The sequence below is a fragment of the Streptomyces sp. NPDC008139 genome (assembly GCF_042957025.1).
GTDB lineage: Bacteria > Actinomycetota > Actinomycetes > Streptomycetales > Streptomycetaceae > Actinacidiphila.
Genome location: NZ_JBIBHM010000002.1, coordinates 571,590 through 595,101, shown reverse-complemented (window position 1 = coordinate 595,101; position 23,512 = coordinate 571,590). Strand labels below are relative to the sequence as shown.

Here is a 23,512-nt window from a genome sequence, read left to right as displayed (position 1 = left end):
GCTCCTCGTGTTCGTGGCCAACGGCGGGACCGGCCGGCGACGCCTCGCCCAGCAACTGGCCGCGGGCCACGAGATGACCGCCTCCGTCCGCCCCCGGGCCGCCCCGCCGGAACCCCGGCCCCGGCTCCGCGTCGCACCAGGGAAGCGACCGAGGACCAGGCCGCGGTACGCGCCGCCGTCGAAGGGCCGGACGCGCTCCTGACCGCGTTCGGCAGCCCCACCACCTGGCACGGCCTGACCTCGCCCGCCCTGACCGTCACCGCGATCCCGCGGATCGTGCAGGCCATGCGCGACACCGGAGTCAATCGGATCGTCCACCTGTCCGCACCCGGCGTCGGCGACACCGCCGACCATGCGCCGGCGGTGTACTGGGCCGTCTACAAGGCGCTCGGACCGATGTTCGCCGACAAGGCGGCGGGCGAGGAGATCCTGCGCGCCAGCGGCCTGGACTGGACCCTGGTCTATCCCGTGATGCTCGTCGGCGGACCCCTCACCGACCGCGACCGGACCGGCGAACGCCTCCCGTTGCGCGGCATCCCCCGCATCCCCCGTATCTCCCGTATCTCCCGCGCCGACGTCGCCCACTTCATACTCCGCGATGCCGCCTACCCCGCCCACCTCCACACCACTGTCCAGCTCGCCAACTGACCCGCTCCACAGCTACGTCGGGGGCCGGACCGCACGCGCGCCGGTGAGCGCGGCACGGGCCCGCGTAAAGGAACGGACTCCGGTCCGCCCGACCCGCTAGTACGCGACAGCGAGCGCGAGGGACGCGACCGCCAGGGCCAGATAGCCGCCGGGGAACGCGATGTTGTAGAGCACACGGGCACGCACATGAGTGAGGACAGCGCCCACGAAGAAGACGACGAGGCCCGCGGCGGCGGCGACACCGAGCGGCCGGACGCCCAGGAGCCCGAGGAGAAGACCGGCGGCGCCCGCGGCCTTGAGCGAGGCCAGCCAGATGTGCCAGCTCTGCGGGACGCCCACCTCCGCCGAGTTCGCCAGGACGAACTCGGCGCGGGCGAGGTCCGCGACGGCGATGCCCGCGTTGGCCAGGATGGTGACGACGGTGATGATCACATACGCGGTGAACACGATGCTTGTCCTCGGGGTCGGAAACGTCATGGGCTCGAAGAAGGTGCGGGCGCCTGCGACCACCAGCCTCGTCACACTCAACTTTCCCGTCCAATACCTGCACCTATAGCCTGGGGGCATGGACGTGGACACCCGGCTGCTGCGCTACTTCGTCGCCGTCGCGGAAGAGGGGACCCTCACCCGCGCCGCCGAGCGGCTCTTCGTGTCGCAGCCCGCGCTCACCAAGCAGATCAAGCAGTTGGAGAGACAACTCGGGGTGCGGCTGTTCACCCGGTCCCGTACCGGCATGATGCCCACGGACGCGGGCCGTCTGCTGGCGCAGCGCGCGCCCGCGCTGCTGACGGACTGGGACCGCGTGCTGACGGAGACCAGGAGCGCGGAGCGCCGGGGCCTGCGGCTGCTGCGGGTCGGCTTTCTCGCCAGCGCGGCCAATGAGGCGACTCCGCACATCATCGCGGAGTTCACACGTCGCCGTCCGCGGTGGCGGGTGGAGATGCGGCAGGCGTCCTGGGCGAATCCCACCGCCGGGCTCGTCGACGGGGACGTCGATGTCGCGCTGGTGCGGCTGCCGTTCCCGGGCCAGGAGGCGCTGCGGGTGGTGCCGCTGTTCACCGAGCCGCGCTGGGTCGCGCTGCCCGAGGCGCATCCACTGGCCGCGCGGGAGACGATCGCGTTCCGGGACCTGTGGGACGAGCCGTTCGTGGCCGCTCCGGCGGAGACCGGCCCGTGGCGGGACGAATGGCTGGCCGCCGGGGAACGCGAGGGCCGTCCGGTACGGATCGGCGCCGTCACCGACCTGCCCGACGACTGGCTCAGCGCCATCGCCAACGGTTACGGCGTCGCTCTCGCGCCTGCGTCCGCCGCCCGCTTCTACGCCAGGCCCGGTATCGCCTACCGCCCGGTGAGCGGCGTCAGCGACAGCGAGGTCGGCGTGGCCTGGACACCGGGCGACGACGCCAATCCCGTGGTCCGGGACTTCGTCAGCTGCTGCACGGACCGGCCGTGGCCGGACGCGTAGGGGCCTGACCACCACGGGCGGGCGCGGGGAACGCGGCGCTCGGACTCGGAGAACGCGGCGCTCGGCGAAAAGCCCACCTTCGCGCGGCTTTCTCGTCTAACCTGAATTCGTCAGGCGGTACCGTCGAAACTCCGCACGGATTCCTTCCGCGCGCATTTGTCGAATTCACAGGAGAAGGCGCATCGGCACCATATTCTGCATTCGCCACTGACGCCCCGCTTCTCGGGCAAAATGGACACCGTCCCGCCGGATCGCTTTTGCGCCACCGACGGTGGGAACATGCCCGGAATTCGCCTGCCAGGCGTTTGTCAGACGTTCGGCCCGCAGCCGTCGCAGCGTCGCGACCCGGACGCCGAGCGCGCACAGAGCACCAGGTCAGCCACGCACTGGACAGTTCGAAGCGCCCACACGCCAGCGAATGAGGTCCTGCATGCCGCAGCTCAAGGAACTGCCCTCGGTCACCTTCAATGACGGCTCGGGCGGAGTGCTCGCTTTCAAGCGCGACCAGCTCGCCTTCCTCTCCCACGGTCTCGAACGGCACGGCGACATATTCCGTTTCCGGCCGCTCGGGATACCCATGGTGTTAGTGAACCACCCCGATCACATCCGGCACATACTCGTCGACAAAGGCGATAAGTACGACAAGAACGCCACGCTGTTCAAGATCGTCCGGCCGGTGCTGCGCAAGGGGCTCATCGCCAACGCGGACATGGAGCTGTGGCGCCGTCAGCGCCGCATGATGGCACCGCACTTCACACCGAAGGCGGTCAGCGCCTTCGCCCGCAACATGACCGACGAGACCGCCCGGAGCCTGGAGCACTGGCGGAGCGCGTACGGCGACGGGCGCACGATGGACGTCACCGACGAGGTCGGCGCGCTGGCACTGCGAATCGTCAACCGGTCGTTGTTCAGCGCGGACGTCAACGAGACCGCGCTCGCCTTCGAGCGGGCCTTCGCGACGGCGAACACCATCCTCGGCGCCTTCTTCCGCTTCCCCTTCCCGCCGCTGAGCGTCCCGACGCCGAGCCACCGCCGTCTGCGCCGGGCCATCGACGAGATGGACGCCTTCGTGTCGGGATTCGTCAAGAAGCGGCTGGCCGAGGACGTGCCCGTCGGCGACGAGACGGACCTGCTGACGCTGCTGCTGCACACGGTGGACGAGGTCGACGGCCACGGGATGGACCTCGAACAGCTCCACCACGAGGTCCTCAACATCTGCATCGGCGCCTACGAGACGACCACCAACACGCTGTCGTGGGTGTTCTACCTGCTGGCCAGGCACCCCGAGGTCGAGAAGCGGCTGCACGAGGAGGTCGACCGGGTGCTGGGCGGACGGACACCGGCCTTCGAGGATCTGCGCGACCTCACCTACACCCGCATGATCGTGGACGAGACGCTGCGCATCTACTCCCCCGCCTACCAGTTCATGCGGCACGCCACCGAGGACGACGAGATCGACGGCTACCGCGTCCCGGCGGGCAGCAACGTACTGATCAACAGCTACTTCCTGCACCGGCACCCGGATTTCTGGGACGAGCCGGAGCGCTTCAGGCCCGAGCGGTTCGGACCGCAGGAGTCCGCCGGGCGGCCCAAGCACGCGTATCTGCCCTTCGGGGGCGGTCATCGCGTCTGCATCGGCAAGCACTTCGCGCTGACCGAGTTGACGCTGGTGCTCGCCACCGTCGCGAGCGGGCACCGGCTGGTGCTGCCGGAGGGTGCGCCCGAAGTGGTGCCCGAGGCGCTGATCACCCTGCATCCCAAGGGCGGCGTGCATCTGCGGCTGGAGCGCCGGTGAACGGCCGGGGGGACAATGCGCCGAGGCCGGACGCGGAGGCACCGGAGATCACCAGCCCCTTCCCGTACCGCGTCAATCCGCACGCGGAGCAGGCGCGCGAGCATCTGGCCGCATGGGCGCGCGAGGCGGGTCTGGTGCACCGCGAGTCGGCCCGACTGCGCTTCGACCGGGCCGACTTCGGCTGGTTCGCGGCACTGGTGTACCCGAGCGCGAGCGCGCGGCACCTGGAGCTGATGGCCGACTGGTTCGCGTGGCTGTTCCTGGTCGACGACCAGCTCGACGACGGCCTGTTCGGGCGCAGTCAGGATCAGGTCGGTGAGGTCGTCGGCCAGCTGCGGGCCGTGCTGGAAGGTCATGGGCCGCGCACGGCACGGGGCAGTCAACTTCCCACCGTCGTCTCCTCGTTGGCCGACCTGTGGGAGCGTACGGTCGCCGACGCGCCGCAGGGCTGGCCGCGCAGGTTCATCGACCACCTGGAGCAGTGTTTGAGCAGCGCCGCCGAGTGGGAGGCCGGGAACCGGATCGGCGGACTCGTCCCGCCGGAGGACACGTACATCGCCAACCGCCGCCACACCGGGGCCATTTACGTGTGCATGGACCTCATCGAGATTGTGCAGCCCGCCGAGTTCCCCGAATCGGTGCGCGGCAGCCGGGAGTTCACCGCCGCGCTGGACGCCGCGTGCAATGTGGTGTGCTGGACGAACGACGTGTACTCACTGGCGAAGGAGCGGGCCCTCGGCGAGGTGCACAACCTCGTCCATGTGGTGGAACACCACAGGGGGCTGTCCGAGGCGGAAGCGCTCGCGCATGTGCGCACCGCCATCGACCGGGAGACCGGTCTTTTCCTGGCCTGCGAGCGGGAGACGCTGGCCGCGTATCCGCGGTGGGCCGAGCCGCTGGACCGCTACCTTCAGGGCATGCGGACCTGGATGCGCGGCAATCTGGACTGGTCGCGGCGCACGAAGCGCTATCGCACCTCGGCGGCCACGGGAGAGGAACGTCCCGAGGAGTACCTGGAGGACCGGCTCACGGGGGCGGACCGATGACCGGAGCGGCGAGTGCCAGCGCGCTTGACGCCCGGGAGGTGCTGCGCTGGGCCCGTGATGTCACAGGGCCCGTCCTGGAGCGCGCCGTCGCCGAACTGCCCGAGCCGGTCAGGGCGGTGGCCCGGTATCACTTCGGGTGGCGGGACGCGCGGGGCAACCCCGCGTCGGGTGACTGGGGCAAGGGCGTACGCGGCGCCCTGGTCCTCGCCAGCGCGCAGGCCCTCGACACCGCCGCCGCGGACACCGTGCCCGGCGCCCAGGCGGTACGGGCGGCGGCCGTGGTGGAGTTGGTGCACAACTTCTCACTCCTCCACGACGACTTCATGGACGACGACCGGCTGCGCAGAGGACGGCCCACGGCCTGGGTGGTCTTCGGGGACGCGAAGGCCGTCCTGGCCGGTGACGCGCTGATGGCCATGGCGATGAAGCTGCTGACCGAGGTGGACGGCCGCCTGGCACCGAGCACCGAGTCGGTGCAGGAACTCGCGGGCGCGCTGCTGGCGTTGGTGGCGGGACAGGGCGAGGACCTGGCCTTCGAGACGCGCACCGACATACGTGAGGAGGACTGTCTGCGGATGGCCGGGGGCAAGACCGCGTCCTTGCTCGCGGCGGCCTGCGCGCTCGGCGCGAAGGCGGTGGGCGCGGCTCCCGAACAGGTCGGCGCGCTCCGGGCGTTCGGCCACCACATCGGCCTCGCCTTTCAGCTCGCCGACGACCTGCTCGGCGTCTGGGGCGACAGCGGGCTGTCGGGCAAGGCGGCCGGCGGGGACCTGCGGCGGCGCAAGAATTCCTTCCCGGTCGTCGCGGCCATCCGCAGCGGCACTCCCGCCGGTCGGCGGCTGGCGGGCCTCTACCGCCTCGCGGCTCTGGCCGAGCGTCCGCTGCACGACAGCGAGATCCGCCGGGCCACCGCGCTCATCGAGGAGGCCGGGGGTCACGACCTCACCTCGCGGGAGGCCGCCCGCCAGCACGCCCGCGCCCTGGACTGCCTGGCCGTCGCGGTCCCCGACCGGGACCGGTCGCGGATGCTGGTCTCGCTGGCGGAGATGGCGATGGACCGCGGGGTCTGACGCGGTCGGCCTCGATGCCGCTCCGTGTCCTCACGACGGGCCTGATGCGGCGGTACGGATACGGCGGTACGGCGCCTCAAGGGCCGTACCGCCGACCGCCGTTCAGGGACCTGACCTGACGTCAGGCGGGCAGGACGGCCAGCGATCCCGAGTGCACGGTCAGGGCGACCCGGTGGGCGGCGCCGTCCCGGTTCGGGACCTTCACCTGAACGTCGGCGGAGGTGGCGGCCGTGGTCACGGCGTAGGCGTCGCCCGACGGGACCGGGAGGCGTACGGCGGTCGAGGCGGAGGTCGTCACCACGGCGAGGGTGTCCGGCGGCGCGCTGAAGCCGAGGTCGGCGCTGCTGGAGGTCACCGCGAAGTCGGCGTGGGAGGGGTGCAGCGCGTGGGTGGTGAGGCGGTCGGAGGCGACATTGACGGTGAGTCGGCCGCCGAGTCCTTCGAGCAGGGTCTCGCCCGAGGTCTGCCGCAGCCGCAGGCCGGTCTTCTCGGGGACGGTGAGGGTCAGGTCGCCGTCGCACGAGCCCGCCGTGCCGCCCCCGACGTAGCCGCCGCCGTCGTCACCGGTGTCCGTACCGCAGACCAGGGTGAGGGTGCGCAGGCCCGCCGCGTCGTCGACGACACCGCGCACGCGCGCCGTACCGCCGTCGGGGCGGTGATACGTGCCCGAGACCGTGTGGGCGCTCGCGTCGGCGGTGATCCGCACGCGACCCGAGACTCCTTCGAGGACCAGCAGGTCGGCGGTGTCGGCGTGCAGGCGGGCCGTGGCGTCGGGATCGGTGCTGCCGAATCCGGCACTTCCCTGGTCGGCACTTCCCTGGTCGGCACTTCCTTGGTCGGCACTTCCCGCGCCGGGCGCGCCCTTGTCCGCCGGGCCGTCGGCGCCGGATCCACCGTGGTCGCGGCCGTGTCCGGTGAGCACCAGGGCGGCGGTCACGGCGAGGGCGATCACCAGTACGGCGATGAGGACGCTCGGCCGGGCGGTCCGTCGTCCTGCGGGGTGTACGGGCTGGTCAGCGGTCTCCATGCCGCCCGTCTGCCCCGCGGACCACGCCCGAACCCCACCGGGATGCCGGTCGAGTCACGGGCGGGCGGGGTGCGGGCGCGCGGCCCCGGCGGCCCTATCGGGCCAGCGTGACCAGGACGGTCTTGCCGCCTCCGGGGCGGCGGGTCACCGCCAGTGAGTCGGCCAGCCGTTGGATCATCATCCAGCCGAAGCCGCCTCTGGCGCCGTTCCAGTCGGGCGCGCGGCCTTGCGGCGGGGTGTCGCTGGGGTCGTCGATGGCCACGCGAAGGGTGTTCGCGGCGGCGCTCAGACGCAGTTCGCGTACCGCTCCGGCGTGCCGGAGGGCGTTGGCGGCCAACTCGGAGACCACGAGGGTCAGATTCTGCAGGGTCCGTACGGCCAGCGGAGGGTGGAGGGTGTCCGCGAACTCCGAGGCGGCGACGCGTGCTTCCGCCGCGCTCATGGGCCGGGAAACGGTCACGGCGGGGGCCACCGGCGTTGCCGCCGGTGCCCCGCCATCGGACGGATCGCTCACGTGAATCACCTCTGGAGGAGATCCCGCGGCGCGTGCGACCTGAGGTCAGCCGCGTCGCAGCATCATGACGACGAGTACGACGACGACGACGAGAACGATGGTTCCGATACCTATGTACATGTGACGCTCCTGAACCAAATTGTCCGGCGGTTTGCTTCCTCAGGTCGCTTGCCCGGCTCGGAACGGTCTACGGCGCTCTTTCGATACAGGGGTAAGGGGCCGGATCCGGGGAAGGACGCCGGGTCGGTCAGCGCGTGGCCGGGGGCAGTTCGCGGGCGGCCTGCGCGATGAGCATGTCCAGGGCGTCGGGATAGGCGCTGCGGGTCATCCGGGCGGCGAGCAGGGGCGCGGCCGCGGCGATGTGCGGGTGGGTGCGGGGCGACAGGGCCGCGTACGTGTCCTGCCAGATCTCCTCGTCGGCCGCGCGGGCGGCGGCGGGCAGCGCCAGCGAAGCCGCGTCCAGGGCGGCGAAGGCCAGGCAGCCGTCGATGAAGACGTGGTAGACGCGTACCAGGCCGGGGCCGGTGAAGCCGGCGCGGTGCAGAATGCCCAGGATGGCCTCGTCCGCGGCCAGTTCGCGCTCTCCGCCGCTGACCCGGCTGGCGGTCAGCACCGCCGCCTGCGGGTGGGCGAGATACGCGCGGTGGATCCGCAGGCCCAGGTCGCGCAGATCGCGCCGCCACTGGCCGGTGGGCGTCCAGCCCGCCAGGGCCCGGCCCATCAGTTCGTCGGCGATGGCCAGGACGAGGGCGTCCATGCCGCGGAAGTAGCGGTAGAGGGAGCTGGGGTCGGCGCCGAGTGCCAGGCCGAGCCGCCGCGCGGTCAGCCCCTGCGCGCCGTGTTCCGCCAGCATGCGCAGGGCGGTCTCCACGATCAGTTCGTGACTGAGCACCTCGCCCTGCCGCGTCGGCCGACGTCGTTGCCGCGCGGCTCCGTCCACCACCTTCTTGGCCACGGCCGGGAGCTTACGCCAACGGCATTGACCTTACGGCGCCGTCGGCGGTTCCATCACTCCACGGCGCGAGCACCCCCCGTGCGAGGGCCCCGGCCGCACCGCTCACCCGTTCACCCACTCGACCAGCGGAAGGAACCCCGCCATGCGCGTACTGCTCATCGGAGCCGGAGGCGTCGGAAGCGCCATCACCCGGATCGCCGCCCGCCGCGGCTTCTTCGAGCACATGGTCGTCGCCGACTACGACCCGGGCCGGGCCGAGGCGGCCGTCGCGGCGCTGGGCGAGGCGGCGGACCGGTTCAGCACGGCCAGGATCGACGCCTCCGACCAGCTCTCCGTGGAGGATCTGCTGCGGGAGCGGCGGTGCGACGTGCTGCTCAACGCGACCGACCCGCGTTTCGTGATGCCGTTGTTCCAGGCCGCGCACCGGGCCGGGGCGACGTATATGGACATGGCGATGTCGCTGTCGGTGCCGCACGCGCGGCGGCCCCACGAGGAGTGCGGCACGAAACTCGGCGACGACCAGTTCGCGCAGGCGAAAGCGTGGGAGGAGGACGGGCTGCTGGCACTGGTCGGCATGGGCGTGGAGCCGGGCATGTCCGATGTCTTCGCCCGCTACGCCGCCGACCACCTCTTCGACGGCATCGACGAGATCGGGGTGCGCGACGGCGCGAATCTCACGGTGGACGGCTACGACTTCGCGCCGTCGTTCAGCATCTGGACCACCATCGAGGAGTGTCTGAACCCGCCGGTGGTGTGGGAGAAGGACCGCGGCTGGTACACCACGGCGCCGTTCAGCCAGCCCGAGATCTTCGACTTCCCCGAGGGCATCGGCCCGGTGGAGTGCGTGAACGTCGAGCACGAGGAGGTGCTGCTGATCCCGCGCTGGGTCGACGCCCGCCGGGTGACGTTCAAGTACGGCCTCGGCCAGGACTTCATCGACAAGCTCCAGACCCTCCACGACCTGGGCCTGGACCGTACGGACCCGGTCACCGTCGCCACCGACCGCGGTCCGGCCCGGGTCTCCCCCAGGGACGTCGTCGCCGCCGTGCTGCCGGACCCGGCCGCGCTCGGCGACCGTATGCACGGCAAGACCTGCGCGGGCACCTGGGTGAAGGGCACCAAGGACGGCCGCCCGCGCGAGGTCTACCTCTACCACGTGGTCGACAACCAGTGGTCGATGCGGGAGTACGGTTCCCAGGCCGTCGTCTGGCAGACGGCGATCAATCCGGTGATCGCCCTCGAACTCCTCGCCGAGGGCACCTGGAGCGGCAGCGGTGTCCTCGGCCCCGAGGCGTTCGACGCGCGGCCCTTCCTCGACCTGCTCGTCGCGTACGGGTCCCCGTGGGCGATGCGCGAACAGGCCGGGAACGCGCAGGATCGGGACGCGGCCCCGGCGCCGAACGCGTAGCCCCCGCGCCCCTCGGGACGGATGCCCCGAGGGGCCCCCCGGACCTGGGGCACCTGTGTAGCCAGGGAGGACAGGGGCAGGCGTGGCATCACACGGTGAATAAGTACGACCGGGTCGGTCCTCCGGCCCCAGGACGCACGGAGGTCCCACGATGCGCAGCCTGTCCGTACGCGTGATGGTGCCCGCCGCGGCTCTGGCCACGGCGGCCCTGACCCTGACGGCTTGTTCGGACGACGGCGGGTCCGCCGCTCCGGCGGGCTCGTCCGTCTCGGTCAGCGCGTCGCCGTCCGACTCCCCGACCGCCGGTGCGCCGTCCACGACGGACGACGGTACGCAGAGCGCGCCGGGCGGTACGCCCACGTCGTCGGCGGACGGCTCCGGCGGCGCGTCGGCCGAGGCGGCGGGGCCGAGCGCGTGCGCCAGCGACCACCTCAGCGTGGCGCTGAAGGACGCCGAGGTCGGCGCCGGGCAGTACCACGCGAAGGTCGTCTTCACCAACACCGGCAGCACGGTGTGCACGCTGACGGGCTATCCAGGCGTCTCGTACGTCAAGTCGGCCGGGGCGCAGGCCGGTCCCGCGGCCGACCGTGACGGCGGTTCGCACGGCACCGTCTCGCTGGCGCCGAAGGCGACCGCGTACGCGGAGCTCCACGACAGCAACGGTCAGGGCGGCTACAGCGCCGACCAGTGCAAGCTGACGAAGGTCGAGGGGCTGCGGATCTATCCGCCGAACCAGAAGGCGGCGCTGTTCCTCGCCGACAAGACCGAGCACTGCGCCGGTACGGGCATCCACCCGCTGACCATAGGCGCCGTGCGGCGCTGACGGCCGGTCGCCTGACGCACCGTCAAAGGCCCGCGCGGGCCCGGATGGTGGACCGCCGAGGACCCGCAGCTTCCCGGTCGCTAGCCTGCGTGCAGGACGCGGCACCGTGATGTGCCAGGTCATGGCGGCGGACGGCCCTCGACGCGGGCAACGGGACGCGCCCTGACGGGAGTTGCCCGACCCGAGAGAGGCGCAGCGCATGTTCACGACCAGGCCGACCCTCCAAGGCACCTTCGGCATGGTGGCCTCCACCCACTGGCTCGCCTCTCAGAGCGCGATGGCCGTACTGGAGGGCGGCGGCAACGCGTACGACGCCGCCGTGGCCGGTGCCTTCGTGCTGCACGTCGTGGAGCCGCACCTCAACGGTCCCGGCGGTGAGGTGCCGATCATCGTCGGGCCCGCCGAGGGGGAGGTACGGGTGCTGTGCGGGCAGGGGGTGGCGCCCGCGGGCGCGACCGTCGCCCACTACCGCTCGCTCGGCCTGGACCTGGTGCCCGGCACCGGGCCGTTGGCCGCCGCCGTGCCCGGCGCGTTCGACGCCTGGATGACGTTGCTGCGCGACTACGGCACCGCGTCCCTCGCCGAGGTGCTGCGTTACGCGATCGGGTACGCGGCGGACGGTCATCCGCCGGTCGAGCGGGTCACGGCGACCGTCGAGACGGTGCGTGAGCTGTTCGAGACGGAGTGGACGACGTCCGCGGAGTTGTATCTGCCGGGCGGCAAGGCGCCGCGTCCCGGCGAGCTGTGGCGCAATCCGGCGCTCGCCGCGACCTGGCGGCGGTTGATCGCCGAGGCGGAGGCGGACGGCGGCGGGGACCGGGTCGCGCAGATCGAGGCGGCGCGCCGGATCTGGCGGGAGGGCTTCGTCGCCGAGGCGATCGTCGCCCAGGCCGCCCGTCCGACCATGGACACCAGCGGCGAGCGGCACACCGGGACCCTCACGGCCGCCGATCTGGCGGGCTGGTCCGCGTCGTACGAGGAGCCCGCCACGTACGAGTGGGACGGCTGGACGGTCTGCAAGGCGGGTCCGTGGAGTCAGGGCCCGGCCTTTCTCCAACAGCTCGCCCTGCTGCCGTCGCGCGCCGCCGACCTGCCCGCGTACGGCTCCGCCGCGTATGTCCACCGGCTGGTCGAGGGCACGAAGCTCGCCATGGCCGACCGCGAGGCGTGGTACGGCGACGCGTCGGACGTCCCGCTCGACGCGCTGCTGTCCACCGCGTACAACACCGGCCGCCGCCGACTCATCGGTGACCGGGCCTCGTACGAACTGCGGCCCGGCGGCCCCGACGGTCGGACGCCGAAGCTGAGTGCGTACGCGACCGCCGCGGGGCAGGGGGCGGGTGCGCGGGTGGCGCCGGCCGGAGCCGGGGCGGGCGAGCCGACGGTCGCGGTCGACGGTGGCACGCGCGGCGACACCTGTCACCTCGATGTCGTGGACCGCTGGGGCAACATGATCTCAGCGACGCCGAGCGGGGGTTGGCTCCAGTCGAATCCGGTGATACCGGAGCTGGGCTTCCCGCTCGGCACGCGGCTCCAGATGACCTGGGTCGAGGAGGGACTGCCCAACTCCCTGTCCCCCGGCCGCAGGCCGCGCACGACGCTCAGTCCGTCGCTGGCGCTGCGCGAGGGGGTGCCCGTCCTCGCCTTCGGCACCCCCGGCGGCGACCAGCAGGACCAGTGGCAGGTGCACTTCTTCCTCGCCGTGACGCTCCGCGACCGGGTGCGCGGCGGCTACGACCTGCAAGGCGCCGTCGACGCGCCGAACTGGCACACCGACAGCTTCACCGGCTCCTTCTACCCGAGGGCCATGGCGCCGGGCAGCCTCACCGTCGAGGAGCGGACGGGTCCCGATGTCGTCGCCGAACTGCGCCGCCGGGGGCACGCGGTGAGTGTCGGCGACGCCTGGTCGGAGGGGCGGATCTCCGCCGTCGCGCGCGATCCGGAGACGGGCGTGCTGTCGGCCGCCGCGAATCCGCGCGGCATGCAGGGCTACGCCGTGGGACGGTGACGCGTCCGGACGGCGGCGCGCGACCCTGCGGAATCTCAGCCCATGCCCACGCTCTGGTGCTCGGGCTCGATGAGCGCGACGACGAGCTCGTTGTCGCGCGAGTAGGGGCCGCCGGTGTACTTCGTCGCCATCCGGTCGATGATCTCCCAGACGGCGTCGCCCTCCACCCATTCGACGACCTTGCCGCGGATGACGACCGGCTGGAACGGGTTGTCGGCCGGGGTGAGGGAGAGCGCCACGCGCGGGTCGCGGCGCAGATTGCGGGCTTTGCGGGACCGCGGGCCGGTGAAGATCGCGACGCGGTCGCCGTGGGTGCCGATCCAGACGGGGACGGTGTGCGGGGCGCCGTCGGGCAGGACGGTCGCGATGTGGGCGAGTGAGGTGCCGTCGAGGACGCGGCGGACGTCGGGGTCGAGCATGGTGGTCAGCTCCTGATGGCTGGTGCGGGTGCGCCGGTGAACGGGTCGGCGGCTCTGGTGGTGTACGCGGACGGCCGTTGAGGGCCGCGTCCGGGGACGTATCCGTAGACCGACACGCGTGCACACTGAGAACCCTGCCAGGTCCGCGCGACCTCGGCATCCCGCGCAAGGCGCCGGCCGAGCGGCTGAACCACCTCGTCGACGAGGGCGTCCCGGAGCGGTGCCCGTACGGCCGCCGGGCCGTACGGGGGCGAGGCCGGTCCGCCGATGCTCCGCGACCTGACGGACGCTTCGCGACCGCAGCGCGGTCATCGCTCAAGCGGTGTGCTCCGCCACGAGGCCGATGATCTCGGGCCACAGCTCACGGGGGCGGTCGTGGCCCATATCGCGGATCAGGACGAGCTCGGCCCCGGGCATCAACTCCGCGGTGCGCTCCCCGCCGCTGGGGCCGATCAGGGTGTCGTCCAGGCCGTGGATGACGAGGGTCGGCACCTCGAGCTTCCGGAGTGCGTCCGCGCGTGAGCCGCCGAGGATCGTCGCGCCGAGCTGCCGACCGACGCCGGAGGGGTGACAGGCGCGGTCATAGCTGCGGGCGGCCAGGTCGCGCAGGGCGTCGGCGTCGCCGTAGCGCCGGGAGGCCCACACCAACTCCCTGTCCGCCGCGGCGACATAGCCTGCACGGCTGGCCGGTTTCGGGGCGAAGAGCACCGTCTGCGCCTCGGGTGTCGGCCGGCCGTAATCGGACTCGCCGGTCGAGGACATCATCGATGTCAGGATCAGCACCCGCGACGGCCGGTGGATGGCCATCGTCTGGGCGATCATGCCGCCCATCGAGGAGCCGAAGACGTGGGCCCCGGTCTATGCCGAGCACGGTGAGCAGGCCGAGGCCGTCGTCGGCCATGTCCTGGAGCGTGTAGGGGACCATGGCCAGAGCGGAGGCGATGCCTCCCGACCTGACCGCGGCGATGAACCGGCCCATGTCGACGGGGTGGGCGTCGAAGGAGGTGGACAGCCCGCAGTCGCGGTTGTCGTACCGGATGACGTGGCGGCCACGGTCCGCGATCGCGCGGCAGAAGTCCTCGTGCCAGGAGATCATCTGGGCGCCGAAGCCCATCACGAGCAGGACGGCGGGATCGGTGGGGTCGCCGCGCTTGTCCGGCCACATGCCGGTGGCGATGGTCGACCAGCCGGCGCCGGAGACAGTGGCCGCCATCGGGCTCGCGTACAGCAGGCTGGTGCCGTAGGTGCCGTTCGCCATCAGGGACTTGAGGTTGGGGGCGTTGGCCGCGTCGATCCTGTCGTGGCCCAGGCCGTCCATGCCCACGACGAGGACCTCGTCCTTGCTGGTGCCGTTCGGCAGCGTGGGGGCCGCGGCGGCGGCCGGGGTCGCGACGGTGACGCCGCTGACGGCGACGGTCGCGCCGCCGACGGCGGCGGTGGCCGCGAGGACGCTGCGGCGGGAGATCCCGTGGTCGGACCTCTGTTGCTCCGTTCGACATGGCGGAGGTAAGCGGAGACGGGCAGTGCGGGAAAGCGCCAGGGGGACCGAACACCCCGGAACATCACGGCTGTTGGGTCCATACCTGTTACCTTTCCGTGATGAGTCGGCGGAGACCAGACCCCTGCGGGAGACGACCTGTTGAACGTCGGCTACCAGGGGCCGACGTCCGGATTCGCCACGCTCCCCCGTTCCGGGGCCGCCGGGGTACGCGGCGTTAGCATGCGTCCCATGCCCGATGCCCCGCCCCGCCCCGAACCCTTCGCCCCGCGGGCCGACGCCGCCGCACTCGACGATCTGCGGACCCGGCTGCGCGCGACGCGCTGGCCGGACGCGCCCGAGGACGCGGGATGGTCGCTCGGGACCGACCTGGCCTACCTCCGCGAACTGGTCGCCTACTGGGCGGACGGCTTCGACTGGCGGGCGCAGGAGGCGGCGCTGGCCCGGCTCCCCCGGTTCCGGGCCCCGATCGGCGGCCTCGGCATCCACTTCGTCCACGCCCGCGCCGTCGCGGCCACGGGGCCCGTCCTGCCGCTGGTCCTCAGCCACGGCTGGCCGGACTCCTTCTGGCGGTACGCGAAGGTCGTCCCGCTCCTCACCGACCCGGCCGCGCACGGCGCCGACCCGGCCGACGCCTTCGACGTGGTCGTGCCAGACATGCCGGGCTACGGGTACTCCGACCGCCCGGCCGCGGGACGGCCGCTCGACTCCGTCGCCGTCAGCGGCCTGTGGGCGGAGCTGATGGACGTCCTCGGCTACGCGCGGTTCGGCGCGGCGGGCGGGGACATCGGCAGCCATGTGAGCCGCTGTCTCGGGCTCGACCACCCCGACCGGGTGGTGGCCGTCCACCGCACCGACGGCGGGCTGCCCGTCTTCGCGGGTGATCCGGCGGAGCTCACGCCCGAGGAGAACGCCTGGTTCCGGCGGACCGCCGCCTGGGGCGCGGCCGAGGGCGGATACGCCGCCATGCACCGTACGAAGCCGCAGACCGCGGCCGTCGGGCTCCAGGACTCGCCCGCGGGGCTGGCCGCGTGGATCGTGGAGAAACTGCGGGCGTGGAGCGACTGCGGCGGCGACATCGAGCGGAGCTTCACCAAGGACGAAATCCTCACCAACGTGACGATCTACTGGCTCACCGGGACGATCGCCTCGTCGATGCGGATGTACCACGCGAATTCCGCGATCCCGTCGGCTCAGCTCACCCGCCGCGTCGAGGTGCCCTCCGGCTTCTCGCTCTTCCCCGGCGACATCCTCCGCCCGCCGCGGGCCTGGCTGGAGCGTACGGCCAACGCCGTACGCGTCACCGAGCCCGCGCGTGGCGGCCACTTCGCGGCGTTCGAGGAACCCGAGCTGTACGCGAAGGAGTTGCGCGAGTTCTTCCGCCCCTACCGGGCGGCAGTGGGCTGAACGGCGGTCCTGCGTACGGTCGTCAGGGCCGCGTCACAGGCCGGTCACCGCGCTCGACGCGCTGACCTCGTAGACGAGGGTGATCTCGCGGCGCTCGCCCGGAGCCAGGCGCTGGACGTAGCGGACGAGGCCGTCGTCGTCGGTCTCGTCGGGTGCCGGGCGGCAGCGGTCGGGCAGGGTGCGGACCTCGACGGCCGAGACCTCGGAGACGGGGACGCGTTCGCGGATCACGACCTCGCGGGTGCGGTCGGCGCCCGGCCGGCCGGTGTCGCCGGGGTGCTCGGCGCTCGGCTGGTCCAGGCGGGAGACGAAGAGCCGTACCTGGCGGGTGATCACGGTGCGCTGGTTGATCCCGGCCAGACCGGTGGTGTCGCGCTGTTCCTCGGTGTGGCGGACGACCCGGAAGGTGTCCTGGCTGCCGAAGGACAGGCGTACGTCCTCGCCCGTACCGGCAAAGGACATCGTGGCCCGGCCGGTGTAGCCGCTGTCGCGCACCAGGTCGACAGGGCCGGCCAGCAGGACGTGGCCCGCGCCGTTGGGGAACCGCGCGGTGGTCACGACCAGAGGCGACAGTTCGGGGGCGCAGGTGTCCTCGGTGCGGCAGGCGGCGGTGAAGGCCGACAGGTGGACGCGGTGGGGGCGCCGGTCGGAGGGGACGGTGACGGGGCGGGGCGCGTGCAGGACGCGGACCGCGCCGCCGTCGTGCAGGCCGGGCAGCGGTCCCGCGCCGCCCGCGGTGTCGGCGGCCGAGTCGCCGCCCACGGTCGTGACGTCCTCCTCGCGCAGATCCACCTCGACGGTCCGGCGCTCCTCGACGGTGCGTTCCCTGAGGGTCAGGACGTCCTCGGTCAGCTCCGGCGGAGCCGCGGCGAGCGTCGGGCGCGCGGTGGACAGGGACAGCCGTACGCCGTTCCAGTCCTCGCCGGTGTCCTGCCATACGAAGGCGTCGGTCTCCAGGGTGACGCTGTCGCGGTCGGCGGCGAGCGTCGCGCGGTAGGCGGGGCGCCACAGCGCGCACGGGACGAGGCTCACGACGCGGATCCGCGCGGGACCGGCCTCGGGCGCCTCCACGACGAGTTCCACGAAGGCCGTGAGCACCGGGGGTTCGGTCTCGGTGGCCGCCAACGCCGTACGCGCCGTGCGCAGTTCCTCGTTCAGGTCGTGCTCGCGGCGGCGCAGCCGGTGGAGTTCGCCGATCCGGGTCTCGGCGTCCTCGTCCACGCGCTCCAGCCGGTCGGCCCAGCGCTCGGGGTCGGCGGCGCCCGCTCCCGCGCCCTGCACGATGTCGCGGTGCAGATCGGCCTTGGCCTGGTGGACCACGGCCAGCGCGCTCTCCAGGCGCTGCCGCAGCTGTCCGACCTCGCGCATCTCCCGTTCCAGGGAGTCGACTTCGCGGCGCAGCTCGGACGCGTCGGGGCCCGGCACGCCGGGCGGCGCGGGGGTGTAGGTGCGGATGACGCGGGCGTCGAACACGCGCGGACCGTCCGCGCCGAGGTCCGTGTCGTCGTGCCCCTCGGTGTCCGCGGAGATCTCGGCGCGCAGGGACCGGTCGACGGTCAGCGGGGTGACCGGGCCGATCCGCAGGCGCTGGACGCCCGCGGTGAGCCGCGCGGTGCCCGTGCGTTCGACCTGGGCGCGGTCCTCCAGGCAGGTCACGGTGGTGACCGGGAGGAAGATCGCGTCCGGCTCGGCGGGCGTGTCATCGACGCCGGACGCGCCGGTTCCGTCGGTCAGGGTCTCCGGGGTGGTCACGGTTCACTTCCTCCGGTTTCCGCCGACGACCGACTTGCCCGCGGGGAGGCGGACCTCGAACCCTCCGGTGAGCGTCGTGGTCCGGCCGGGTGCCAACTCCACGCGCCACACGCGCGCTCCGCGGACGTACGAGCCGTCCTGGCCCGTGAGCGGTTCCTCGGGTTCCGTCCAGGCCGGTCGCGCCCGGTGCTCCTCGATACGGACGTCCTTGTCGGTCGACACCGGTACGCGCTCGCGGACCTCGACGACGACGGGGTACGGCAGGCGGTTGGCGACCTCGATCTCCACGGTGTGGTCGAGGACGGTCGTGCCGCCGCGCAGGCCCGCGGTGGACTCGCGCATGTGGGTGCGGCGGGCCACCTGGACGCTCTCGGCCACGCCGACGCCGACCGCCTGCCGCTGTCCGGGGGCGAGGGTCGGCAGGGCCGCGGTGAGGACGAAGTCGCCGTCGACCATGACGTCGGCCGGTCCGGCGAGCAGCGCGTGCGGGGAGGTGTTGGTGACCAGGACGGTGCCGAAGACGGCCGTGTCCACCGCGGGGACGCACACGTGCAGCGACTCCGTCACGACCGGCACCTCGCTGACCGGCACGATGTGCCACGCGCCGTCGGCCGCCACGTCCGCGGGCGCGGCGGTGTCGAAGCGGTAGTCGAAGGCGCCCGCCGAGGTCCGTACGTCGACCGCGTGCGCGGGCCGCGGGAGGCGGCCGACGGTCTCGGCCCTGCGCCGGTACTCGGTGACCACGGGGGCGATCGGGGCGGCTTCCGGTCGCAGCGTGCCGCGCTCGGCGCCCGCGTCGGGACCCGCGACGGTCAGGCGGCCGTAGTCGAGCATGTCCACGGACGGCGCGGTGGACGGCGGCGGTACGGGCGGCGCGGCGGCTTTGCTCCGGGCGCTGCGGGCGACGGGCGCCGACCTGCCGCGTGCGCGGTCCATCGCGGGCTCGGCATGCGCCTGGGACACGGGCGCCGCCGCGGCGAGCGGGGCCGGGGGCGGCGCCGCTCCCGGGGCAGGCACGGGACCGCCGAACGAACCGCCGTAGCCGACGGCCTCGGCCGCGCCGCCGGGCTCCGCGGGTCCGTACGCGCCGCCCGCCGACAGGTCCGGCGAGAAGTCGGCCTCTTCCAGGTCGTCCTCGACGCCGCCGAGCCACGCGTTCATGGACCTGGGGGCGCCCGGGCCCGACGGCCGGGCCGGACCGCGCGACGCGGCGGGGTGCGCCGCGGCGGCGCCGTCGTAGCCGGTGAACAACTCGGCAAGCCCTGGCGGCGGTTCGCGCCATCCCGGGGCCTGCGGTTCCTGCTGGGCGCGGCCGATCCGCAGCGAGCGCAGTTCGGGCAGGTCGGAGCGGCGCAGCAGGTCCGCGGTGGACAGCCCGAGGCGTACGCCCGACCAGTCCTCGCCGGTGCGCTGGGCGACGCAGGCGCGCAGGACGAGCGTGCCCGCGCCGCTGGTGCCGTCCAGGCGGAGTTGGTAGGTGGGGACCCAGGTGGCGCCGGGGACGTGGTACTCGACCTCGACCTCCACGTCGATCTCGGTCGCGGCGTCGGCGGGTGTCCCGACCTCGTCTGTCGGGGAGGAGTCCTCGCGGGTGTCGGGCGCGTCCGGTACGTCGGCCGACGCGTCCGATACGTCGCTCGCGTCGGTCACCTCGCAGGCCAGTGTCACGATCGCGCCGACGGCCGGGTCGGTGCGCTCGGCGCTCAGGGCGGTGGACGACTGGTGCAGTCGCGCCCGCAGGACGTCCACGTCGTGGTCCGCGCGCGCCAGTTGGTCCTCGGTGGCCCGCAATCGCTCGTGCAGAGCGCCGAGTCGGGTGTCGACGAATCCGGCCAGGGCGAGGAAGGACTCAACGGGCGCCCAGCGGGGCGGGTCGCCCCTGCGCGGCTGCGGCGGCTCGGCGCGCAGCGCCGCCACCTCCTCGATCTCGCTCTCCAGGCGGTACTTGCGGTCCTGGAGCCGGGACTGCTGGTCCTCGGCGTCCTCCAAGTCCAGCCGCAGCGACGGCAGTTGCTCGCCCCGGTGCACGGTGGCGGCGACGTCCAGCCGTACGTCGGTCACGCGCAGCCCGTGCGGGCCGTTCACCACCCGGCCGCGCAGCGACTGTTCGTAGAGCGTGGGCGGCAGGCCCTCGACGCGGACGGTGGTCTCGGCGGTTCCGGTCGGCACCGTGACGCGCGCGCGGCGGGTGACGACCGCTCCGGAGGCGTGCACGACGACGGAGGTCACCTCGGACTCAGCGGCGGACGGCGCGTTCGGCTCGTCCGTGCCGCTCGGAACGGCTGCGCCCACCTTGTCTCCCCCACGCTCGGCCCGCGGCCGGTCTGCCCGTAACGTCTCGGGGCCCGGACTCGTCCGTACCCTAGCCGAGTCCTCCCGGGCACGCCGAGGGTCGGTGCCGGGTCGGCCGCGCGGGAGGTCCGGCCGGTGACGGAAGATCGCGACCGCCGTGTCTTAAGGGCCGGTTAAGAGCGGCTTATCAGCGCCTCGGCCCGATCGGCGTCCTCGCAGTTCGGGCACGTCACGGGCGTGTGGGCGGCCGTCCGGGCGGGTTGGCGGGCAGGGTGACCGTGCGTAGCATCGGGGCCGTCGGCGGCGGTCGTCGCTCCCTTGAGAGCGCTCCCCCGGCCACGGCCCCCGCCTCCCCCGACGCCGTACGCCCGGCCGCCGCCGACTCGAACCCTGATCTCCCCCACAGACAAGGTACGTAACCCATGGCTGCACACCGCGCACGCAGATGGTCGCTCGGCGGACTGGTCGTCCTGGTCGCCGCCGCTCTTGTGGCCGCCGTCCTGGTGGCGACGACCGGTCCCGGCACGTCGAGGGCGGACGCCGCCGAGGGCCGGCAGACCTGGTCCGACGAGTTCGACGGCCCCGCTGGCAGCGCGCCCGACCCCGCCAAGTGGACGCATGAGACGGGTGGTTCGGGCAACGGAAACAACGAGTTGCAGTACTACACCGACAGCACCTCCAACGCCGCTCTCGACGGCGACGGGCACCTGGTGATCACCGCACGGCCCAACTCCGACACCGGGCTGTCCTGTTGGTACGGGCCGTGCAAGTACACCTCGGCGCGGCTGAACACGGCCTCGACCTTCACGCAGGCGTACGGTCACTTCGAGGCCCGCATCAAGATCCCGCGCGGCCAGGGCATTTGGCCGGCGTTCTGGATGCTGGGCAGCGACATCGGCAGCGTCGGCTGGCCCAACAGCGGGGAGCTGGACATCATGGAGAACATCGGACGGGAGCCCGGCACCGTCCACGGCACGATCCACGGCCCCGGCTACTCGGGCGCGGCCGGTATCGGGTCCCCTTACACGCTGCCCGGCGGCGCGACCTTCGCGGACGACTTCCACACCTTCGGTGTGGACTGGAGCCCGAGCGCGATCACCTGGACGGTGGACGGCACGGTCTACCAGACGCGTACGCCGTCGGACGCGGGCGGCAACAAGTGGGTGTTCGACCACCCGTTCTTCCTGATCCTCAACCTGGCGGTCGGCGGTGACTGGCCGGGCTCGCCCGACGGTTCGACGTCCTTCCCGCAGACGATGACGGTCGACTACGTACGGGCGTCGCAGTGGGACAGCGGCTCCGGCACGACGGCGGGCGGCGGCACCGGCGGCTCTGGCGGGTCTGGCGGGTCCGACCGGGTCGGCTCGATCAAGGGCATCGGCGGCATGTGCGTGGACGTGGCGGGCGGCTCGTCGGCCGACCGTACGCCGGTCCAGCTCCACGACTGCACCGGCAATGTGGCCCAGCAGTGGACGCTCGGCGCCGACGGGACGGTACGGGCGCTGGGCAAGTGCCTCGACGTGGACGGCGGTTCGACGGCGGACGGCGCGGCCGTGCAGCTCTACACGTGCAACGGCACCAAGGCGCAGCAGTGGAAGTACACCGACGCCCACGACCTGACGAACACGGGCGCGGACAAGTGCCTTGACGCGAAGGACAATTCGTCGGCGGACGGGACGCGGTTGCAGACGTGGACGTGCGGCGGGGCCGCCAACCAGAAGTGGATCTTCGGCTGACCCCTGGTCCGACGGCGTGGGGCGTGCCCGGTCCACCGGGCGCGCCCCGCGCCGTCTTTGGCCGGTTTCGGCGGTTCGCCCGGTTCGCTCGTGGGAGTACCGTCACATTCCGGGAGCACCGACCGACAAGGAGTACGCCATGTCATGGGTGACCAGCGGCCTTCGGGCGCTCAGCGGCGAGATGCGCGCACGGTGGCACGGGTACTTCGTCGGCTACGGGCAGCAGGACTGACGCCCGCAGCCGGACCGGGCACCACTCGGACCGACAAGGAGGACGGCCGCGATGTCATGGATCGTCAGGAGCCTTCGCGCGCTCAGCGGGGAGGCGCGTGCGCGGCGCAACCAGTACGGCGACAGGTACGGGCACAACGCCTGACGTCTTCTCCGCGCGGGGGCGGGACGGGCGGCCGTAGGCGGCGCGCGTTCCGTCCCGTTTCCTATAAGGCGGGCGACCCGTGTTCCTCGACAGGAAGAGTCTGTGGCCGGACCTGCGGCGGTGGGAGGAGCAGGCGGCGGGCCGTGACGGGCCGTTCCGGCTGCGCTTCGGCACCCTGTTCGTGGCCGACGCCGAGGCCGCCCGTGACGTGCTGGTCGAGCAGGCGGGCGACTATCTGTCCCAGTCCGGATTCTTCCGCCTCGGGCCGGAGTCCCTGCCCCCGGCGGTCAGGGGCGAAGCCTCGCGTGAACTGCTCAAGGTCCTGGCCCGGCACGATCCCGCCTCGTCCTTCGACCTCGGCGCGGCCCTCGGCGAGGTCCGTGACGGTCGCGGCCGTCTGCGGCACCAGCGCTGGGGCGTCGAGGTGGTCCGGCGGTACTTCGCCCCCGTCATCGCGGACCGGAGCCGCACCGCGATCAACGCGCTCGTCGACACGTATGTGACGTCGAGTGTGGTCGCCGACGACATCGTGGGCCATGTGCTGAGACGCTCGCACCGCACGGTGCCCGCCGTCCGGGCCGGGCTCGCCGAACAGTTCGGGCGGCTGTCCGCTCAGGAGGACGGAGCGCGGGATCTGGTCGACCTCGTGCTGGGGCTGCCCGGCGAGCTGTCGACGGCCGATTGCGCGCAGGTACTGCAACGCCTCGTGCTGTCCACGGTCGGCTTCACCGGCGTGACGCTCGAATGGGTGGTGCTGCTCGGTGTCCGGCACGGCTACAACACCCCGACGGTGCGGCGGGAGCAGGTCCACCACCTGGTCAGGGAAGCGCTGCGCCTGTATCCGACCGCCTGGCGGCTGATGAGAGTGGCCGCCGCGGACCACGAGATCGCCGGGGCCGAGGTCCGCGAGGGCGAGCACGTCCTGATCGGCACGCACGCGATCCACCGGTCGGCGGCCGTCTGGGAGGCGCCGCTGGACTTCCGCCCCTCGCGCTGGGAGCGGCCGACCGATGAACAGCGGCGGTCCTACCTGCCGTTCGGCAAGGGCGAGGGCATGTGTCCCGCGAACGGCTTCGCCGTCAGGGCGCTCGAACACCTCGGCCACCTCATCCTGAGCGGCTACCGGGGCGAGGTGCGGCTCCGCGCGCGCAGGCCGCATGTCCGTACGCTTCTGGCGCCGCCCGCCGGCTGGACCCGGCTCACCGCGCGGGCTGGACCGGCTCCCGAGCGCTGAATCGGCCACCGCGGCCCACGCCCTCGGCCGCGGGCAGGA

General features: G+C 72.7%; 17 protein-coding genes and 3 pseudogenes. 11 read left to right on the top strand and 9 right to left on the bottom strand.

Annotation, left to right across the window (positions count from 1 at the left end):
* Positions 1-159 precede the first annotated feature (159 nt).
* A pseudogene (locus tag ACFZBB_RS06575) lies at positions 160-648 on the top strand (NAD(P)-dependent oxidoreductase); the annotation flags it as partial.
* Positions 649-744: 96 nt separating this feature from the next.
* Here the strand turns inward: ACFZBB_RS06575 and ACFZBB_RS06570 are convergent.
* Positions 745-1,125 (bottom strand): DoxX family protein, encoded by a 381-nt coding sequence (locus ACFZBB_RS06570; RefSeq protein WP_391118509.1) that lies wholly within the window; start codon positions 1,123-1,125, stop codon positions 745-747.
* Positions 1,126-1,213: 88 nt separating this feature from the next.
* Between ACFZBB_RS06570 and ACFZBB_RS06565 the strand changes: the two genes are divergently transcribed.
* From ACFZBB_RS06565 to ACFZBB_RS06550, 4 genes are all read left to right on the top strand, one after another.
* Positions 1,214-2,113: a LysR substrate-binding domain-containing protein gene (locus ACFZBB_RS06565; RefSeq protein ID WP_391118435.1), complete on the top strand. Its 900-nt coding sequence runs from the start codon at positions 1,214-1,216 to the stop codon at positions 2,111-2,113.
* A gap of 430 nt (positions 2,114-2,543) precedes the next feature.
* Positions 2,544-3,908, top strand: a complete 1,365-nt coding sequence (locus tag ACFZBB_RS06560) for a cytochrome P450 (protein ID WP_391118432.1) — start codon at positions 2,544-2,546, stop codon at positions 3,906-3,908.
* Positions 3,905-4,954, top strand: a complete 1,050-nt coding sequence (locus ACFZBB_RS06555) for a terpene cyclase (RefSeq protein ID WP_391118431.1) — start codon at positions 3,905-3,907, stop codon at positions 4,952-4,954. Before ACFZBB_RS06560 ends, ACFZBB_RS06555 begins: the two co-directional genes overlap by 4 nt.
* A complete protein-coding gene (locus tag ACFZBB_RS06550; protein WP_391118430.1) occupies positions 4,951-6,024 on the top strand; it encodes a polyprenyl synthetase family protein in 1,074 nt (357 codons plus the stop codon). The genes ACFZBB_RS06555 and ACFZBB_RS06550 overlap by 4 nt, the downstream gene beginning before the upstream one ends.
* A 121-nt stretch (positions 6,025-6,145) precedes the next feature.
* On the opposite strand, the gene ACFZBB_RS06545 is transcribed toward ACFZBB_RS06550, so the two are convergent.
* The 3 genes from ACFZBB_RS06545 to ACFZBB_RS06535 all read right to left on the bottom strand — a co-directional run bounded on the left by ACFZBB_RS06545 (position 6,146) and on the right by ACFZBB_RS06535 (position 8,520).
* Complete coding sequence (locus ACFZBB_RS06545; protein WP_391118429.1) at positions 6,146-7,051, bottom strand: hypothetical protein; 906 nt, start codon at positions 7,049-7,051, stop codon at positions 6,146-6,148.
* Positions 7,052-7,145: 94 nt separating this feature from the next.
* Positions 7,146-7,493 (bottom strand): ATP-binding protein, encoded by a 348-nt coding sequence (locus ACFZBB_RS06540; RefSeq protein ID WP_391118428.1) that lies wholly within the window; start codon positions 7,491-7,493, stop codon positions 7,146-7,148.
* Positions 7,494-7,812: 319 nt separating this feature from the next.
* Positions 7,813-8,520 (bottom strand): TetR family transcriptional regulator, encoded by a 708-nt coding sequence (locus ACFZBB_RS06535; protein WP_391118426.1) that lies wholly within the window; start codon positions 8,518-8,520, stop codon positions 7,813-7,815.
* 142 nt (positions 8,521-8,662) lie between these two features.
* Between ACFZBB_RS06535 and ACFZBB_RS06530 the strand changes: the two genes are divergently transcribed.
* The 3 genes from ACFZBB_RS06530 to ACFZBB_RS06520 all read left to right on the top strand — a co-directional run bounded on the left by ACFZBB_RS06530 (position 8,663) and on the right by ACFZBB_RS06520 (position 12,759).
* A complete protein-coding gene (locus ACFZBB_RS06530) occupies positions 8,663-9,928 on the top strand; it encodes a saccharopine dehydrogenase C-terminal domain-containing protein (RefSeq protein WP_391118424.1) in 1,266 nt (421 codons plus the stop codon).
* Between the two features lie 151 nt (positions 9,929-10,079).
* Positions 10,080-10,751 carry a DUF4232 domain-containing protein gene (locus ACFZBB_RS06525; RefSeq protein WP_391118422.1) on the top strand — a complete coding sequence of 224 codons (672 nt, stop codon included), beginning with the start codon at positions 10,080-10,082 and terminating at the stop codon, positions 10,749-10,751.
* A gap of 199 nt (positions 10,752-10,950) precedes the next feature.
* Positions 10,951-12,759, top strand: coding sequence for a gamma-glutamyltransferase (locus tag ACFZBB_RS06520; RefSeq protein ID WP_391118420.1), 1,809 nt, complete (start codon positions 10,951-10,953; stop codon positions 12,757-12,759).
* Positions 12,760-12,794: 35 nt separating this feature from the next.
* Here the strand turns inward: ACFZBB_RS06520 and ACFZBB_RS06515 are convergent, their stop codons facing one another.
* From ACFZBB_RS06515 to ACFZBB_RS06505, 3 genes and pseudogenes are all read right to left on the bottom strand, one after another.
* The gene (locus ACFZBB_RS06515; protein WP_391118418.1) at positions 12,795-13,178 is read right to left on the bottom strand and encodes a TIGR03618 family F420-dependent PPOX class oxidoreductase; all 384 of its coding nucleotides are present in this window, start codon (positions 13,176-13,178) and stop codon (positions 12,795-12,797) included.
* 315 nt (positions 13,179-13,493) lie between these two features.
* Positions 13,494-14,343, bottom strand: a pseudogene (locus ACFZBB_RS06510) (alpha/beta fold hydrolase).
* Positions 14,323-14,643, bottom strand: a pseudogene (locus ACFZBB_RS06505) (alkaline phosphatase family protein); the annotation flags it as partial. The pseudogenes ACFZBB_RS06505 and ACFZBB_RS06510, both read right to left, overlap by 21 nt.
* 264 nt (positions 14,644-14,907) lie before the next feature.
* Here ACFZBB_RS06505 and ACFZBB_RS06500 point away from each other — a divergent pair.
* A complete protein-coding gene (locus ACFZBB_RS06500; protein WP_391118416.1) occupies positions 14,908-16,083 on the top strand; it encodes an alpha/beta fold hydrolase in 1,176 nt (391 codons plus the stop codon).
* A 33-nt stretch (positions 16,084-16,116) separates the two neighbouring features.
* Here the strand turns inward: ACFZBB_RS06500 and ACFZBB_RS06495 are convergent, their stop codons facing one another.
* On the bottom strand, positions 16,117-17,835 hold the full coding sequence (locus tag ACFZBB_RS06495) for a mucoidy inhibitor MuiA family protein (protein ID WP_391118414.1): 1,719 nt from the start codon (positions 17,833-17,835) through the stop codon (positions 16,117-16,119).
* Positions 17,836-17,838: 3 nt separating this feature from the next.
* Entirely contained in the window at positions 17,839-20,127 is a 2,289-nt protein-coding gene (locus ACFZBB_RS06490) for a DUF4139 domain-containing protein (RefSeq protein ID WP_391118412.1), read from the bottom strand.
* 422 nt (positions 20,128-20,549) lie between these two features.
* Here ACFZBB_RS06490 and ACFZBB_RS06485 point away from each other — a divergent pair, with 422 nt between their 5' ends.
* Together ACFZBB_RS06485 and ACFZBB_RS06480 are read left to right on the top strand one after the other, a co-directional pair.
* On the top strand, positions 20,550-21,863 hold the full coding sequence (locus ACFZBB_RS06485; RefSeq protein ID WP_391118410.1) for a ricin-type beta-trefoil lectin domain protein: 1,314 nt from the start codon (positions 20,550-20,552) through the stop codon (positions 21,861-21,863).
* Positions 21,864-22,318: 455 nt separating this feature from the next.
* Complete coding sequence (locus ACFZBB_RS06480; RefSeq protein WP_391118408.1) at positions 22,319-23,473, top strand: cytochrome P450; 1,155 nt, start codon at positions 22,319-22,321, stop codon at positions 23,471-23,473.
* The last annotated feature ends 39 nt before the right edge of the window (positions 23,474-23,512 follow it).

What these genes read in the sequence shown, in the direction of transcription:
- ACFZBB_RS06500 (WP_391118416.1), top strand. Translation starts at nt 14,908, where the DNA reads ATGCCCGATGCCCCGCCCCGCCCCGAACCCTTCGCCCCGCGGGCCGAC.
- ACFZBB_RS06485 (WP_391118410.1), top strand. Translation starts at nt 20,550, where the DNA reads ATGGCTGCACACCGCGCACGCAGATGGTCGCTCGGCGGACTGGTCGTC.
- ACFZBB_RS06545 (WP_391118429.1), bottom strand. Translation starts at nt 7,051, where the DNA reads ATGGAGACCGCTGACCAGCCCGTACACCCCGCAGGACGACGGACCGCC.
- ACFZBB_RS06565 (WP_391118435.1), top strand. Translation starts at nt 1,214, where the DNA reads ATGGACGTGGACACCCGGCTGCTGCGCTACTTCGTCGCCGTCGCGGAA.
- ACFZBB_RS06560 (WP_391118432.1), top strand. Translation starts at nt 2,544, where the DNA reads ATGCCGCAGCTCAAGGAACTGCCCTCGGTCACCTTCAATGACGGCTCG.
- ACFZBB_RS06570 (WP_391118509.1), bottom strand. Translation starts at nt 1,125, where the DNA reads ATGACGTTTCCGACCCCGAGGACAAGCATCGTGTTCACCGCGTATGTG.
- ACFZBB_RS06530 (WP_391118424.1), top strand. Translation starts at nt 8,663, where the DNA reads ATGCGCGTACTGCTCATCGGAGCCGGAGGCGTCGGAAGCGCCATCACC.
- ACFZBB_RS06515 (WP_391118418.1), bottom strand. Translation starts at nt 13,178, where the DNA reads ATGCTCGACCCCGACGTCCGCCGCGTCCTCGACGGCACCTCACTCGCC.
- ACFZBB_RS06525 (WP_391118422.1), top strand. Translation starts at nt 10,080, where the DNA reads ATGCGCAGCCTGTCCGTACGCGTGATGGTGCCCGCCGCGGCTCTGGCC.
- ACFZBB_RS06540 (WP_391118428.1), bottom strand. Translation starts at nt 7,493, where the DNA reads ATGAGCGCGGCGGAAGCACGCGTCGCCGCCTCGGAGTTCGCGGACACC.
- ACFZBB_RS06550 (WP_391118430.1), top strand. Translation starts at nt 4,951, where the DNA reads ATGACCGGAGCGGCGAGTGCCAGCGCGCTTGACGCCCGGGAGGTGCTG.
- ACFZBB_RS06520 (WP_391118420.1), top strand. Translation starts at nt 10,951, where the DNA reads ATGTTCACGACCAGGCCGACCCTCCAAGGCACCTTCGGCATGGTGGCC.